Annotated in this window: 11 protein-coding genes; 9 read left to right on the plus strand and 2 right to left on the minus strand. The window is 42.8% G+C overall.

Annotation, left to right across the window (positions count from 1 at the left end; translation table 11 throughout):
* The first annotated feature begins 592 nt into the window (after nt 1–592).
* The 9 genes from HUJ21_RS08805 to HUJ21_RS08845 all read left to right on the plus strand — a co-directional run bounded on the left by HUJ21_RS08805 (nt 593) and on the right by HUJ21_RS08845 (nt 9,742).
* The gene (locus HUJ21_RS08805) at nt 593–1,123 is read left to right on the plus strand and encodes a hypothetical protein (protein ID WP_291368870.1); all 531 of its coding nucleotides are present in this window, start codon (nt 593–595) and stop codon (nt 1,121–1,123) included.
* Between the two features lie 173 nt (nt 1,124–1,296).
* Nucleotides 1,297–1,716, plus strand: coding sequence for a hypothetical protein (locus HUJ21_RS08810; protein WP_291368872.1), 420 nt, complete (start codon nt 1,297–1,299; stop codon nt 1,714–1,716).
* A gap of 378 nt (nt 1,717–2,094) precedes the next feature.
* Complete coding sequence (locus HUJ21_RS08815; RefSeq protein WP_166148324.1) at nt 2,095–2,322, plus strand: hypothetical protein; 228 nt, start codon at nt 2,095–2,097, stop codon at nt 2,320–2,322.
* Between the two features lie 497 nt (nt 2,323–2,819).
* Nucleotides 2,820–3,365: a Crp/Fnr family transcriptional regulator gene (locus HUJ21_RS08820; protein ID WP_291368874.1), complete on the plus strand. Its 546-nt coding sequence runs from the start codon at nt 2,820–2,822 to the stop codon at nt 3,363–3,365.
* A gap of 67 nt (nt 3,366–3,432) precedes the next feature.
* Nucleotides 3,433–3,645, plus strand: a complete 213-nt coding sequence (locus HUJ21_RS08825; RefSeq protein WP_291368876.1) for a (4Fe-4S)-binding protein — start codon at nt 3,433–3,435, stop codon at nt 3,643–3,645.
* A gap of 99 nt (nt 3,646–3,744) precedes the next feature.
* Nucleotides 3,745–4,671 carry a DUF5996 family protein gene (locus tag HUJ21_RS08830; protein WP_291368878.1) on the plus strand — a complete coding sequence of 309 codons (927 nt, stop codon included), beginning with the start codon at nt 3,745–3,747 and terminating at the stop codon, nt 4,669–4,671.
* Between the two features lie 221 nt (nt 4,672–4,892).
* Nucleotides 4,893–5,303, plus strand: a complete 411-nt coding sequence (locus HUJ21_RS08835) for a hypothetical protein (protein ID WP_291368880.1) — start codon at nt 4,893–4,895, stop codon at nt 5,301–5,303.
* Nucleotides 5,304–5,370: 67 nt separating this feature from the next.
* Nucleotides 5,371–7,860: a DUF2309 domain-containing protein gene (locus tag HUJ21_RS08840; protein ID WP_291368882.1), complete on the plus strand. Its 2,490-nt coding sequence runs from the start codon at nt 5,371–5,373 to the stop codon at nt 7,858–7,860.
* Between the two features lie 4 nt (nt 7,861–7,864).
* On the plus strand, nt 7,865–9,742 hold the full coding sequence (locus tag HUJ21_RS08845) for a proton-conducting transporter membrane subunit (protein ID WP_291368884.1): 1,878 nt from the start codon (nt 7,865–7,867) through the stop codon (nt 9,740–9,742).
* Between the two features lie 158 nt (nt 9,743–9,900).
* Here HUJ21_RS08845 and HUJ21_RS08850 read toward each other — a convergent pair whose 3' ends face one another.
* Together HUJ21_RS08850 and HUJ21_RS08855 are read right to left on the minus strand one after the other, a co-directional pair.
* Nucleotides 9,901–11,907, minus strand: a complete 2,007-nt coding sequence (locus tag HUJ21_RS08850; RefSeq protein WP_291368886.1) for a plastocyanin/azurin family copper-binding protein — start codon at nt 11,905–11,907, stop codon at nt 9,901–9,903.
* Nucleotides 11,908–12,055: 148 nt separating this feature from the next.
* The gene (locus tag HUJ21_RS08855; protein ID WP_291368888.1) at nt 12,056–13,900 is read right to left on the minus strand and encodes a family 16 glycoside hydrolase; all 1,845 of its coding nucleotides are present in this window, start codon (nt 13,898–13,900) and stop codon (nt 12,056–12,058) included.
* Between the last annotated feature and the right edge of the window lie 53 nt (nt 13,901–13,953).

The following is a 13,953-nucleotide window of genomic DNA, read 5'->3' on the forward strand; positions in this document are numbered from 1 at the left end:
ATCCTACATCTTAACCAAAAAATATGGTATCTTATCCGAAATGGGTTTATGGCAGTGGAAATTGCCTGTAGGCAAGATTGGAGGTTTTAATTAATGGATAAAAGTCTTATGCTCAACAGGTAAAAAAACGAATTTACGGAATGGCGGGTCATTCTATTTCAAAGGACTTGAGTGCTACCCTAAGTCATCGGAGTAATTCAGCTTGATTTTCAGCATTTTAGGCTTACAGTTCAGGGGTTTTCATTGAGTTTTTATCCAATATAAATAAACATTAAAAGTAAAAATAAACAATAATTGCATGGTTTACTGAGGGCCATAAACCACTTGAGCACCCCCTATAATTTATTCAAGGCATCAGGACCATCGTTATTCAACTTAAATTACTTATGCAATTTGCCAAAAGGAATACCTTTATTTCTGGGAAATAAATTGCCCAAAGCTATCCGGACAATATAGTCAGAAAAAGGATGCTTCGAATCCACATAAAATCCAAAAGTAATCCCAGGGAATTACACAAAATCCAAAAAGAGCTGTGCTCTTGTATTGATTTTTACAAAAAAAGTTGTTCATTTCGCTTCAGTTCGTTTTTAGTATGGGTAAAAAAATAGGTTTCCCTCTCCTCTCCTTATTTCTGGCCTTTCGGTCTTATGAAATGGTCAAAGGATTATTGATTGACAGCAGCACTGGTTTGACGGTTTTTGAGTCGGCTATCCTGGCTTTTCTTTTGTTCGTTTTTCTTACGGGGGTATTTGCCTTTCCGGGTTTTGTCTTCGCTGCCAGTAGGCTTCTCCCGGATGCTTACTTCCGGATCCGAAACCCAAAATTACTGAAAAGGATTTATGGGCTATTGGGAGTAGATGTTTTTAAAAGAATGTTGCTTTTTGCTTATTGGGGTAAGGAAAAGTACCGGAAAAAATACTTCGATGGCAGGCAATCCGAATTCGGGCATTTGGGAGCCTTTATTCTCATTTCATTTGTCTCTTTTCTCTTATTGGAAAAAGGGCATACCCTAATTTTTCTCATGATTTCGGTCGTCAATATTATCGGGAACTTCTATCCAATTTTATTACAAAGGGTTCACCGCATACGGATTCAAAGGATAACAGGTACGATTACTTTTTAGACATCATTTCCGAAAAATGGTATATGATGAAGCCTTCAAGGCCAAGATTTCTGACACAATTCCAAATTGCAAAAAAAACCTGGCGAATATTTTTTCCACTCCTGGTAATGAAATACCATTTTTTCAATGATAAACCTTGTATTGCCCTACAAAGCAGGTACATTTATCAATAGATGAAAACGAATCTACTTCAAAAATTTTTACGGATACTATTGGGCAGTTTGATGACCCTTGCGGGCATTGGCCATTTGACCTTTCAAAGACAGGAATTTCAGGCCCAGGTGCCCAGGTGGCTCCCAGATGATCCTGCCTTTATGGATTTTGTGGTCCTATCCTCAGGGATAGTGGAGATCTGTCTTGGTCTGTCCATGATTTTTCTCTGGAAGCAGCAAATTAAGGTTGGCATTACTCTGGCGGCATTTTACATTTTGATATTTCCGGGAAATATCTCACAATATACCAATGGTATCAGTGCGTTTGGCCTGGATACGGATCAAAAAAGACTGATCCGTCTTTTCTTTCAACCTGTTTTAATCCTATGGGCCCTTTGGTCTACAGGGGCATTAGGATACTTGTTGAAAAGCCAAAAATAAAGAGGGATCCACCCTTTTGCATAGGAAAACCAGCTATTTTTTTCCTTAAATGGGGCCACCCGGCTAACTCTCAAAGTGTATGGTTCCTATTTCAATGGCACCCACCTGCCCTTAAAAGCTGCTGATGATGATCCTCTGGCAGTTAAGTTAAAGATTGCCCTGGTTTAAAATTCAAAGCGCAACCTCAGATAAAACACTGCAGTTTCACCCATCAAGAGCTGGCTATTATACGCTGCTTCTCCAAAAAATACATCCCTTAAAGTCTTATATATAAGATCAGGTTAATTTGGTTTAATTATAAACTACACACATATATGGTTTACAGGAAACAATTCCTTATCGTTGTAGTATATACAGTATAACCAAAAAGAAAATATCATGAAAAATGTATGTTCAAATTGCAATTACTGGGAACCTAAGGCGCCTGTTGTTGCCAATAAAGAAAATTATGGTGAATGCAACAAATTGAGTCATCTGGAATCAAAGATGGATCCTGATTACATCATCCCGGTATTAAATGACGGTAAACCTGTAAGTCAGGATACCAAATCAATAGAATTTATTACCGGTGCCGGATTTGGATGTAATCAATTCGCCAGCGCCTAATTAAAGAAAACTCTATGGTTATCTATCTGACTATAGAGTTTATTTTTGAATATGTATTTAGATTTGATCTATATATAATATAATTTATTTTATAAACAGCTTTATTCTGGATTAATACATATTGGTGAAAATTATCAAATATCATTTTATTCCAAGAAAGATGGATTCTATTTACTTTTTCTGAGTATATATTTCCCTTAAAACATACTTTACTTTTACCCACAATCTTCGAGTACAGTTCTTAGTATTCTCCTGAGTCTATCCTGTTTTATTGATGGGCTACCTTTTCCGGGAGCCGGCTTTTTAGGGAGCTTAAAATGAAAAAAGAATAGGTCTGGATCTGACAGCCTTCGACCTCTACCAGGCTGATGACAAGATATATGGCCAGCGCATTTTTACACCAGCCCGGTAACTCTCCCCTCTTTGATCCCTACTTTTTTTATCCTATATTCAGTATTCCATACTGCCTTTGGTACCCTTGTATGGAGTTGATGCATATGGAAAATTTAATTGACTTGTTACTAGTTGACCCGAGTGCTACCTACAGGCAATTTCCAAAAGGGCACATACTTCAGTATCCTGGAGATGTAAAAGCCCGTAAATATTATGTAAAAAAGGGTTTGGTCAGGAGCTATATCATAGACAGTAAAGGAAAAGAGCATATTTTTATGTTTGCTCCGGAAGACTGGATCATTGCCGATATAGAATCTTTGGAGTATCAGAAGCCAAGTACCTTGTTTATCGACTGCCTGGAAGATTCGGAACTAATAGTGTTTGCCAAGGATATCTTATCCCAAAAGAACGTCTCCAAAGAAATGGTTATGCGATATACAGATCGCCTATACCGGAGAATGGGGGCCTTGCAGCGGCGGGTGTTGATGATGATGAGTGTGCCTGCAATAGACCGGTACAACTATTTTCTGGAAACATACCCTGAGTTGCCTGAACGTATTCCACAACGAATGATCGCTACTTATTTGGGGATTACCCCTCAGGCCCTCAGCACCCTGAGAACGAAAATGGCTCAATCCAAATTATCTTGATTTATTCATCTGGATGAATGCATGGCGAAAAATAATTGTAGAAATTTGATACTAAACTTTAAAAAACATGAAAAACTATTCAAACGGTGAAATCACTATCCACTGGCAGCCCAAGTTGTGCCAGCATGCCGGTATTTGTGTGAAAACATTGCCTAAGGTATATAACCCGAAGGCTACTCCCTGGATTGCCATAGAAAATGCTCCTACAGCAGCACTGAAAGCCCAAGTAAATTCCTGCCCATCAGGAGCATTGAGCTTTTCTCTTAATGAGAAACATTAAAAAATGAAATAAAAACGGATCAATCGGTAATTATTTCCTTAGGCGCTTGTCCACATCAGGCGGAAAAACAAGTACTATAGGAAATAAAAAAGGAAAAAAATGGAATCAAAAGACACATCGCTACCCTGGCCCGTATTGAATTTCGGGGAATTACAAGATACAATTGAAACCCTTCATCAATGGTTACAGATTGTTGGTAAAATCCGCCTGAGAACCATGCCCTGGCAAAATCATTCCTGGCATACCACACTTTACCTGAGTCCCCATGGATTTACTACCCAGGGTATACCTCATCAGGGCGGATTTTTCCAGATTGATTTTGATTTTATGCAGCATCAACTGATCATCTCCTGTGCCCACGGGGCAAGCCAGCGTATGGATCTCCGGCCCATGACAGTGGCAGATTTTTATAGGGAGCTATTCGAAAAACTTTCGAAACTGGGAATCATAGTGAACATCCATGGAAGTCCAAATGAACTGGAAACTGCGATCCCTTTCAAAGAAAATACGATTAACAAATCCTATGATCCCAATGCCGCTCATACCCTTTGGCAAGCCATGGCTAAGGTACAGGCTGTTTTTAGCCGGTTCAGAAGTGAGTTTATTGGTAAATGCAGCCCGGTACATTTGTTTTGGGGAGCTTTTGACCTTGCTGTCACCCGTTTTTCCGGAAGATCTGCACCCCTTCACGCTGGTGGAGCTCCCAACATGCCCCTGGAAGTGATGCAGGAAGCTTACTCCAAAGAAGTTAGCAGTGCAGGTTTTTGGCCGGGATCTAAAGACTTTCCCTCACCCATCTTTTATGCTTACGCCTATCCCGCTGACCCGCTTTTTGGAGAACAAAAAGTCCTTCCCAAAGAAGCGTTTTACAGCGTTGAAATGGGGGAATTTATCTTAAAATACGAAAACGTACAAGAATCAAAGGACCCCGAAGGCATACTCTGGGATTTTTTACAGAGCACCTACAAAGCAGCTGCTATCACTTCAAAATGGAACAGAAGCGATTTGGAACGAGACATCCATTAATGAGAAACAAAAGAAAAAACCTCTTATTTTCCTCAAAACCTGCTTTTTTCTTCTATTCCTGATTAAAAAATGGACTGAGAAAATGCATTTTAAATACCACCCATTTGTGATGGATGTCACCACCGGGCAAAAGGTATAACGCTACTTTTGCTTTTCTAAAAAAGTAAAAAATTATTCGTTTATATACCATTTACTTTACTTTTGGATTTTAAACGTAAGCGATGTCCAGCAAACTTCAAGAAGAAAAGAATCAGCGGAAATGTCCTGTTTCAGGTATATTAATGGGGATGCTTTTTTTAGTTTTCTTTTCATTCCTTAGTCTCCAGCTACCAGGTACTTTATTCGATATCGGGGATGCTTCCATCTATCCACCACAGGTCTCCCAAACTGATCCGCAACAGGTCCCGGAAAAAACGGCTGGTTACTTTCGGGAGGAAATAAAAGAAAAAGAGGAGGAGAATAAGGAAGAAAAATCATCCAGCCAAAGCCTAACTACGGCGGGTATTTCCGGTGGATTCCGTGGGCAGCAACCCATCCTGAAATCCTTCCTGTTATTTAATCCTTCATTCATCTTTTATCACAGAGTATCTTTGTACCTACTCTTTAAAAGCCTTCGTTTAGACCTGGATTAAGAGCAGAGAGAAAACTAAGTTTTTTCAGTCAATACAATTTATTAGTCCACCTTAAATAATCTGAATTATGACGCATGGCGTGTCATCTGGCCTGGATAAAGTTATCAGGGAATTAGCGCATTACCTGCCTGCACAGTCCCCGCTAAAGGATTTTGTGCATCACAATACATTGCATGCTTTCCAGTACTTACCTTTCCACCAGGCCCTGCAAGAAGCTGCAGAAAATTTCGGTTACAAGGTTTATTGGAATATTGAAAACTTCAGAAAACGCTATCACGAAAAGAAAATCAATGCGGAAATTCTGGAACGGGTAATTCTCAACCACAAAGGAGCGGATGAACTGACACATTGGAAAAACTTGTTGCTTCACCAGCCGGTAAAGGCATATCCCGAGCCGAAGGTGGGGCAAATCCGAAAATTCTGGAGAAAAGCATACCATCTCAATCTCGACAAGGAGGTCCATCAGGTATTATTTAGATTGGTAAGTTCCTATTTGGATCAGGGTATTGCCCTCTGGAGGTTCCCGGCAAAAACCAAAGGATTTTTAGCTGCAATAAGGGAATTGGAAAAAAACAGTTTCAGCACCTTTATCAAAAGTAAGCGGGCAAGAAAACTTCTCCTGGACCCCCATACTCAATTAGAGGATTTGCTGCAGTTACTGATAGGAAATGAGAGATACCATGGGCAGTATCTTTTCGATCAGCAATTTGCCCACCCGGGTTGGTCGGGTATGGTAGCAGTATTGGAGCAAAATGATAGCAGTCTGCTGGACAAAAGGAAAATCAGCCTCAAAGACTTGATTTTTCTGGAGTGTCTGCTGGAAATTGATGCACTGGACAGAAGAAGGGGGGAGAGTTGGGCCGCTTTGGCAGCATGGATTCCATCTGATCTACCCCTGATATTCGATAAATTAAGTTATTCGGAATTTTTTGAAATTCATAAATTATGGCAAGAAGCCTTGGAATGGACCTATTATGACCAGGTCATTAAGGGACTCCAGCTAAGCCACGAGGCAGATTTTAAAGAAGAGGCGACTTTTCAGGCGATGTTTTGCATAGATGACAGGTGTTGTTCCATCCGACGCTACGTGGAACGGTTTGAACCGGAGGCGCAAACCTTTGGCACTGCGGGCTTCTTTAACCTCCCTTTCTACTTTCAGCCCGAACATGGAAAGTTCATGACTAAAGTATGTCCTGCGCCAATCACTCCAACACATCTGATTAAAGAAACCGAATCCAAAATCAGACACGAAAAGGATGTACATTTCAGCAGGCATACCAAGGGAATTTTTGGAGGATGGGCAATAAGTCAAACGGTTGGGTTTTGGTCTGCATTGAAATTGGCCAAAAGCATCTTTTTCCCATCAGAAACACCTGCCATGGTATCGTCATTCAAGCATATGGATCCCAAAGGAAAACTTAGTATCAGCGCTCAAAACCACAAACACCTGCATCAGGGTCTGCAGGTAGGTTTCACTTTAGAAGAAAAGGCAAATGCAGTAGAAGGATTGTTGAAAAGCATAGGGCTGGTGAAGAATTTTGCACCGCTGGTCTATGTCATCGGCCATGGGGCGAGTTCGGTAAACAATACGCATTATGCTGGATACGATTGTGGAGCCTGTAGCGGACGGTCCGGATCGGTCAATGCCCGGGTAGCTGCTGCTATTGGCAACATGCCGGAAGTAAGAGAAATTCTGACCAAAAGAGGCATTCTTATTCCGGAAACTACACAGTTTGTCGGCGGGCTGCATGACACCACAAGAGACGAAATGGAATTTTACGATGAGGAGATTCTGATCAGTGCCAACAGACTCCTGCACGAAAGAAACAAACAAACCTTCGACACTGCTTTGGATTACAATGCAAAGGAAAGATCCAGAAGGTTTAATACCGTCAACTCCAGTCAGGAGGCCAGGAAGGTCCATGAAAAGGTAAAAAAAAGAGCCATGTCACTTTTTGTAACCAGACCGGAATGGAACCACGCAACGAATGCACTCTGTGTCATTGGAAAACGGGAGAATAACCGCCACTTATTTTTGGATAAACGTGCCTTCCTAAACTCATATGACCACCGAATTGATCCGGAAGGAACCTACCTGTTGGGCATACTCAAGGCGGTAGCACCGGTATGCGGTGGAATCAATTTAGAATACTATTTTTCTAAAGTAGATAACGACCGGTTAGGAGCTGGAAGTAAGCTACCCCACAATGTAATGGGCCTGATAGGTGTGGCCAATGGGATGGACGGGGATTTACGTACCGGATTGCCTCTGCAAATGGTCAATATTCATGACCCACTCCGGATTTTAATTACGGTCGAGCATTTCCCCGACATCGTTTTGAAAATCATCCAAATCCAAAAGCAAACCTATGAATGGTTTGCCAACGATTGGGTGAAGCTGGTTTGCATCCATCCGGAAAGTAAACAGGCCTATGTTTTCAAAGAAGGCACATTTATGGAATACCAAACAGCTACAAAGGGAATAGACACCGTTCAAAACCTTGACGAACTCCTGGCTTCTACCTCCGAAAACTTGCCCGTATTCTTAATTTCCTAAGGCCATGGTAAATCATCTGATGATCAGTTTATTCGTCTTATTGCCACTGGTAGCATTTTTAATTTCACTACTTATTCCAAAAGGTCGTGAAAATAGCTTTTCCAGGTTGGCTTTTGTTTCAGTGAGCTTGCAACTAGTGGGAATCACGGGATACATTTGCTATTGGGCAGGTATGGGAATGCATCCCATCAATATCCGAGACTGGGTACTTTACAACAACGGAGACTACCGGTTTTTACTGGATTTCTATTTTGATACCCTTACGGCGGTTTTTCTCTGGGTGGGTGCATTTATTACTTTTCTGATAACCCGATACAGCCGGTTTTACCTGCATCTGGAGGAGGGATACAAGCGGTTCTTTAATACGCTGCTCTTTTTCTATCTGGCCTACAATGTTACCGTGGTAGCTGGTAATTTCGAAACCTTATTTTTGGGATGGGAAATGCTGGGAATCGCTTCCTTCTTGTTGATCGCTTTTTACCGGGATCGCTATTTGCCGGTAAGGAATGCCGTAAAGGTTTTCTCCATATACCGGATTGGAGATATTGGTATCATTCTCGCTATGTGGGCCAGCCACCATCTATGGCATGAAAACATCAGCTTTATCAAATTAATGGATAAAGATCTTGTTTCCGAACAAATGAGCATGCACGGGGGAATTGGGCTATTTATCGCGATTTGCTTGTGGATTGCTGCCGCTGCCAAATCCGCGCAATTCCCCTTTTCCTCCTGGTTACCTCGGGCCATGGAAGGACCGACTCCCTCTTCTGCCATATTTTATGGCTCCCTGTCCGTGCATTTTGGGGTTTTTCTCCTGCTTCGAACCTTCCCCTTTTGGGAGCATCAACCGACGGCAAGGATACTAATAGGGGGCTTAGGCTTGCTGACAGCATTGCTTGCCTATCCCATTGCAAGGGTGCAGACGACTATTAAAACCCAGATTGCCTACGCATCCATTGCACAGATCGGGATCATGTTTATCGAAATAGCCTTAGGTCTGCAAACGCTGGTATTGATTCATTTTGCTGGTAATGCCTTCCTCAGAACTTACCAGCTATTGGTCTCTCCTTCGGTAGTTGCCTATATGATCAGGGATCAGTTTTACCATTTCATGCCCAAAGCAATTCCCCTGGAGAATTCTTTCTCTAAAAGATTGGCTTACAGTCTTTATATCCTATCTCTGAAAGAATGGCATTTGGATACGTTGTTGAACCTGGTGATTTTCAAGCCGATCAAAAAGTTGGGAAGAAAACTTGATTTCCTAACACCCAAAAACCTGTTTCGGTATTTTTTACCCCTCTTTCTAATCGGTTCATTGTTGTATTTCAATCAGGATTTTGCTTCTGAAATAAGCCGAAACTACTTACCCGGTCTTTTTGGTTTTTTGGGTTTGATGATGGTATTTAAAGCCTTTTCGGAAAGAAAACACCCCAGACTGGCTTTGATGTTGGTGATGGCCAACCATTTCTGCATAGCCCTGGCAGTGGCCTTTAATGAAACGTTCGATTATAACCAAACGCTGATATACCTCAGTGGGGTGGTGGTGTCGGGAGTCATAGGATATTGGGTACTGGAACGGTTAAGGAATAAAGAAAAAGATTACTTTGACCTCAATCAATATTATGGGCATGTGTATGAGCATCCCAGGCTCGCCCTGGTATTTTTGCTGGCAGCATTGGCACTAATGGGCTTTCCCATCAGTCCTACCTTCATAGGGGTGGATTTGCTATTCAGCCATATCCATGAAGACCAGTACATACTGGCAGCATTCAATGCCATCAGTTTCATTTTCGGGGGAATTGCCCTTATCCGAATCTACGCAAGGTTGTTCCTTGGTCCTCACATTAAGAACTACCATACCACCGCTTTAAAATCTTCTTGATTCAGGTACCATGAAACCGGGCTTGACGGAGGCTATAGATTAACTACATGGGATTGCAGATGACAAAAAATGAAACGCAAAATAGCCCCAAAAAATTGGGGCTATTTTGCGTTTCATTTTTTTTAGACACATTTCAAAGGAACGACCATGCTCATTTCTTATTCGGTTACCTTCATAATCCCCTGCATCACGTACGCATGTCCCGGAAAGGTACACACATAGGTATAATCACCGGGAACCATGGGAGCCTCAAAATAGATGGTTTCTGAACTTTCAGGTGAAAGGATATTGGTATGAAAAAGCACATCCTCAGAATTGGGTATATAGTTTTTCTGAGAACCTTCCAAGCCCATCTCTAAAGCCTCCTCTCCCACCTCGATGGCCGTGTTTGGCATCACGATCACCAGGTTGTGAAGCATGTCATCGTTGTTATTGAACGTGATTTGTACTTTGCTTCCAGCTTTTACTTCGAAAAAATCTTTATCATATTTCAATCCCGGCCTTGTGCCCATTGTTACGCGCTCGTCGGGTCCATTGGTCCAGGACTCAGGCATTTCCGTCATGCGTTTACTTCGATTTGAGTTAGCGTTATCTGGGGCTGGTTCATTGGAGGCCGCAACGGCTACGTTTTGGTGCGCTGCATGGGGTTTGGCAGCGGTTTGCCTGATTTCAGAAAGATCCACTTTTTCCCCGGTCGGAATTTGATTCAGGGTATAATAACCTACAGCATGCAATAAACCCATGCCCTCCTTTGACCTGATTCCTTCAGCATTAATTTCATGGATATAGCCCTCCTTCAGTCCATCTACTACCAATCTTACTTTTAGCCCATCCTCAGAGACCAGGGCTGCTTTTAGCAGCAGGTCTTCCAGTTCGATTACCGGGCTGCCGTAATTGTGGTGGTACTTGTAATTGAAACTGGATAATTGATAAGCATCCATATTTTGGGCTGCGGATGCATCTACCGGCTTGGTAAATTCCAATTCAAACCCGTCTGGTCGGGCTTTTGCCGTTTTTATTTCGAAGGGTACTTTGCCTGTCCAAACCAATCTTTGCAAGCCAAAGGGCTCCTTGCCTGTAGAACTCCAGCCCCTGCTGGTCATGCCCACAAAGACCGATGCATCTTTTCCCCACGCCATCCGCAATATTCCGGAAGAAAAACCCTCTCTGAAAGGGAAAGCTACACCTTGATAGACACCGTTTACTTTTTCCAGGTAGACGCGTACAATCTTGCTGTGTCCCTGATCACCTACGAAAAGTTGATCCGTAAAAGGCCCAAAAGCTCCACCGGAATTGTCCAATAGTATATCTGAAGTAGAAATACCCATCAGCCCATGTGGCAACCAAACCGCAGGGGTCTTGAATCCGGGAATATCCGCAGCAACTTTTGACATGGGCTCCCCTGTATCTGGTATGTCCTCTGGTTTTAACTTAACAGGAGATTCTTCCAAATGAGTCCAGACCAGGCCTTCGGGATTCCCCACGAAGTCGCCGGTTTCCACATGGGTAATCCTGCCTGAACCAACCCAATCCCCTTGGTTTTCAGCATAGAACACATCTCCTTCTGCATTATATCCCATACCTGCAGGTGATCTCATACCGGTAGCTACCGGTTTCATGTCTCCCTCGGGAGAAACCTTCATCATCCAGCCCCGCCATTTGGCCAGGCTGGCGCCGTGTCCTATCCAACCCAAATTCAGGTTAACGAGCATGTCTCCTTCAGGGGTGAATAAGGGACCATAGGAGTATTCGTGGTAATTCCCTGAAAGGGGCCAGGAAACAATGGTCTCATATGTATCCGCTCTCCCATCTCCGTTTCTATCTGTCAATTTGGTAAGTTCAGACCTTTGACTGGCAAATAAACTACCCTCATGGTAGGCCAGTCCCAGAGGTTCGTGCAACCCTTCAGCAAATCGGGTAAAACGGGGAATACGCGTTCCAGTCATATAAGGATTCTCTACCAGCCAGACTTCTCCCCTTCGGGTAGCCACACCCAAACTTCCATCCGGAGTTACAGCCAAACCACCCACTTCCAGTTCTATCCCATCAGGAATGGGAACAGTTACAATGGAATAATAATCCTGCTCCTTCGGTGCACCAGCATCCGATTGGGCAGGCTCCTGAGCTTGTAAGTCGAGTGACAGCTGCAGTAAAAGGGCAACCATTGACAAGCTAAAAAATTTACCTTTTGTAAATTTTTTTCGGTTAAAAACCAAAGTACAAGTCCGGGTAAATAGGCTATTATTATCAATTTTCATACGCTAATCTTCCAATAATATTGGTTATTTAAATTACTTCTCGCTATTGTTATCACTACCAGATAAGGCTGTATTTAATTTGACCTTCCTCTCCCATTTCGGATAATGGGACTATGAGTTCCTGCCCTGCATCAGTATCCCTTATCAATGTATTTAGAAAAATGGTCTCAGGTAGTTTCACATAAAATTGACCCTGATTGACCCTGTATATACCATCACCGAACGGCTCAATTTTTTCGGCAGCAAGCATTCTGGCCCATATATCAGCGGTTTTTTGAGGATTACTAAAGCTGATGGTGCGGGTCAAAGCTTTTCCATCCATCTCAGGTTCAAAGAAATCCCTCACTTTGATTTGGCCAAATTCATAGCTGAAAGTGGGGCGCCTGTCCCGATTTAAGGCATAACCCTGTATCTGAAACAACTCACTGCTGAGGGAGTCCGGCCAGGGACTGCTATTTTGGTCAAGCCTGGCAATGGCAGGCCCTCCGGGAAGTTCAATCAAGGCTCCATTTGGAACCATCAATTGGGATTGCCCTCTTTGCCTCCACATGGGGGAAGTATCCAGAAATCCCCCCCTCCAAAAACTCAGCAAAGAACCTTGCTGCAAATCATAGGCAAAATTTGGACCCTCTGGCTCCCCTACACTGACGGTGTGGGTTTTAACTTCGTTTCCATGCTCCAAAAATCCTCTAAACACTATGGGTTCATTGAAGGGTTCTAAATAGAAAGGTTTTTGTACCACATGTTCAATATAAGAGTTAGGATCGTGTAGGGAGCTTTGTTTGATTCCCGGCCCTGCAATAAAAAAACCGAGTTGTGGCCTTCTACCAGGATAATTGTTTTTATAAAATATCAACTTAAATGGGACAGATCCCTGGGACAGAGCTACCGCATTACTTCTGGGAACATTTCCGGGGAATTGTACTTCATCGCTCAGGATGTTTTCTCCATTGACATAAAGACTGGTTTTGCCAAATGCATTCAGGGAAAAGGTATAGGTTCCGGACTGGGGAATTTCCAGCTTCCCCGAAAACACATACGCAAAATCAAGGATTCCATGGCCCAGATCCCAGGTAATTTGGTTCAGGCTGCCTTTCTGATCCGGGCTCCTATCCTGGAATTCTTCAGGGGATTGGAACTTCCCCTTGAAATAGGCATACTCAAGATCGGTGATTGGAGGTACCGGATTATCAAATAGCTTATAGCTGATATTTCTGATCGCCACAGGACCGTGGTCTCCCTGAATCATAATGGGCCCTCTGGGCTTTTCATCTTCAAAGATGGCAGATCGGGTGGGGCCTGTCACCTCCACGTTTTCATGGACCAAAACCCCATTCAAATAGACCTGATTGAATTTTGCATTTTTTACTTTATTGCCCGCAGCATCAAATACGGGGGCTTCAAAATTGATCTTTAAATGCTGCCACAAACCCGGGGCCTTACTTGCATTGGTCCGGGGAGCCTTGCCTTCAAAGCCCTGTTGATTTTCTTCGTCATAGCGCTGGTATATCCCTCCGGCATCTCCAAAGCTGGGATGGTTTTTACCCCAGCTATCCAGAATTTGAATCTCATAACGTCCCTGAAGGTAAATGCCGGAATTGGAACCTTTAGGAACCATAAACTCCAGTTCCAATTCCATATCTCCATGTTCAAAACCGGATACCAGGTGTTCCCTGTTTTTCGCTGTGGGTTCATTTACCAGGATTCCGGTTCCTTCAGATGTGGAAAGAAAGGTGTCGTGCTGCCAGTCGGCTCCAACCCCTCCTACAAGCTTCCAGTTTTTCGGAAGTTTACCAAACTTTTTCAGGTCTTCAAATGAGCTAACTTCCTGGGCACTCAGTGCATGGGCAAAAATCCAGCTGAAAAGTAATAACAAAGTAGCGTTTTTTCTATTGATCATTGATCGTATTTTTTCGGTTTTAATATTGTTTAGTAATAGATCCATAACCCGGT

It is taken from the genome of Cyclobacterium sp., assembly GCF_014762705.1.
Taxonomy (GTDB): Bacteria; Bacteroidota; Bacteroidia; order Cytophagales; family Cyclobacteriaceae; genus Cyclobacterium.

Excerpts from the sequence above, each read along its gene's own strand:
- HUJ21_RS08850 (WP_291368886.1), bottom strand. The coding sequence starts at position 11,907 with ATGGTTGCCCTTTTACTGCAGCTGTCACTCGACTTACAAGCTCAGGAG.
- HUJ21_RS08820 (WP_291368874.1), top strand. The coding sequence starts at position 2,820 with ATGGAAAATTTAATTGACTTGTTACTAGTTGACCCGAGTGCTACCTAC.
- HUJ21_RS08830 (WP_291368878.1), top strand. The coding sequence starts at position 3,745 with ATGGAATCAAAAGACACATCGCTACCCTGGCCCGTATTGAATTTCGGG.
- HUJ21_RS08810 (WP_291368872.1), top strand. The coding sequence starts at position 1,297 with ATGAAAACGAATCTACTTCAAAAATTTTTACGGATACTATTGGGCAGT.
- HUJ21_RS08855 (WP_291368888.1), bottom strand. The coding sequence starts at position 13,900 with ATGATCAATAGAAAAAACGCTACTTTGTTATTACTTTTCAGCTGGATT.
- HUJ21_RS08825 (WP_291368876.1), top strand. The coding sequence starts at position 3,433 with ATGAAAAACTATTCAAACGGTGAAATCACTATCCACTGGCAGCCCAAG.
- HUJ21_RS08840 (WP_291368882.1), top strand. The coding sequence starts at position 5,371 with ATGACGCATGGCGTGTCATCTGGCCTGGATAAAGTTATCAGGGAATTA.
- HUJ21_RS08805 (WP_291368870.1), top strand. The coding sequence starts at position 593 with ATGGGTAAAAAAATAGGTTTCCCTCTCCTCTCCTTATTTCTGGCCTTT.
- HUJ21_RS08815 (WP_166148324.1), top strand. The coding sequence starts at position 2,095 with ATGAAAAATGTATGTTCAAATTGCAATTACTGGGAACCTAAGGCGCCT.
- HUJ21_RS08835 (WP_291368880.1), top strand. The coding sequence starts at position 4,893 with ATGTCCAGCAAACTTCAAGAAGAAAAGAATCAGCGGAAATGTCCTGTT.
- HUJ21_RS08845 (WP_291368884.1), top strand. The coding sequence starts at position 7,865 with ATGGTAAATCATCTGATGATCAGTTTATTCGTCTTATTGCCACTGGTA.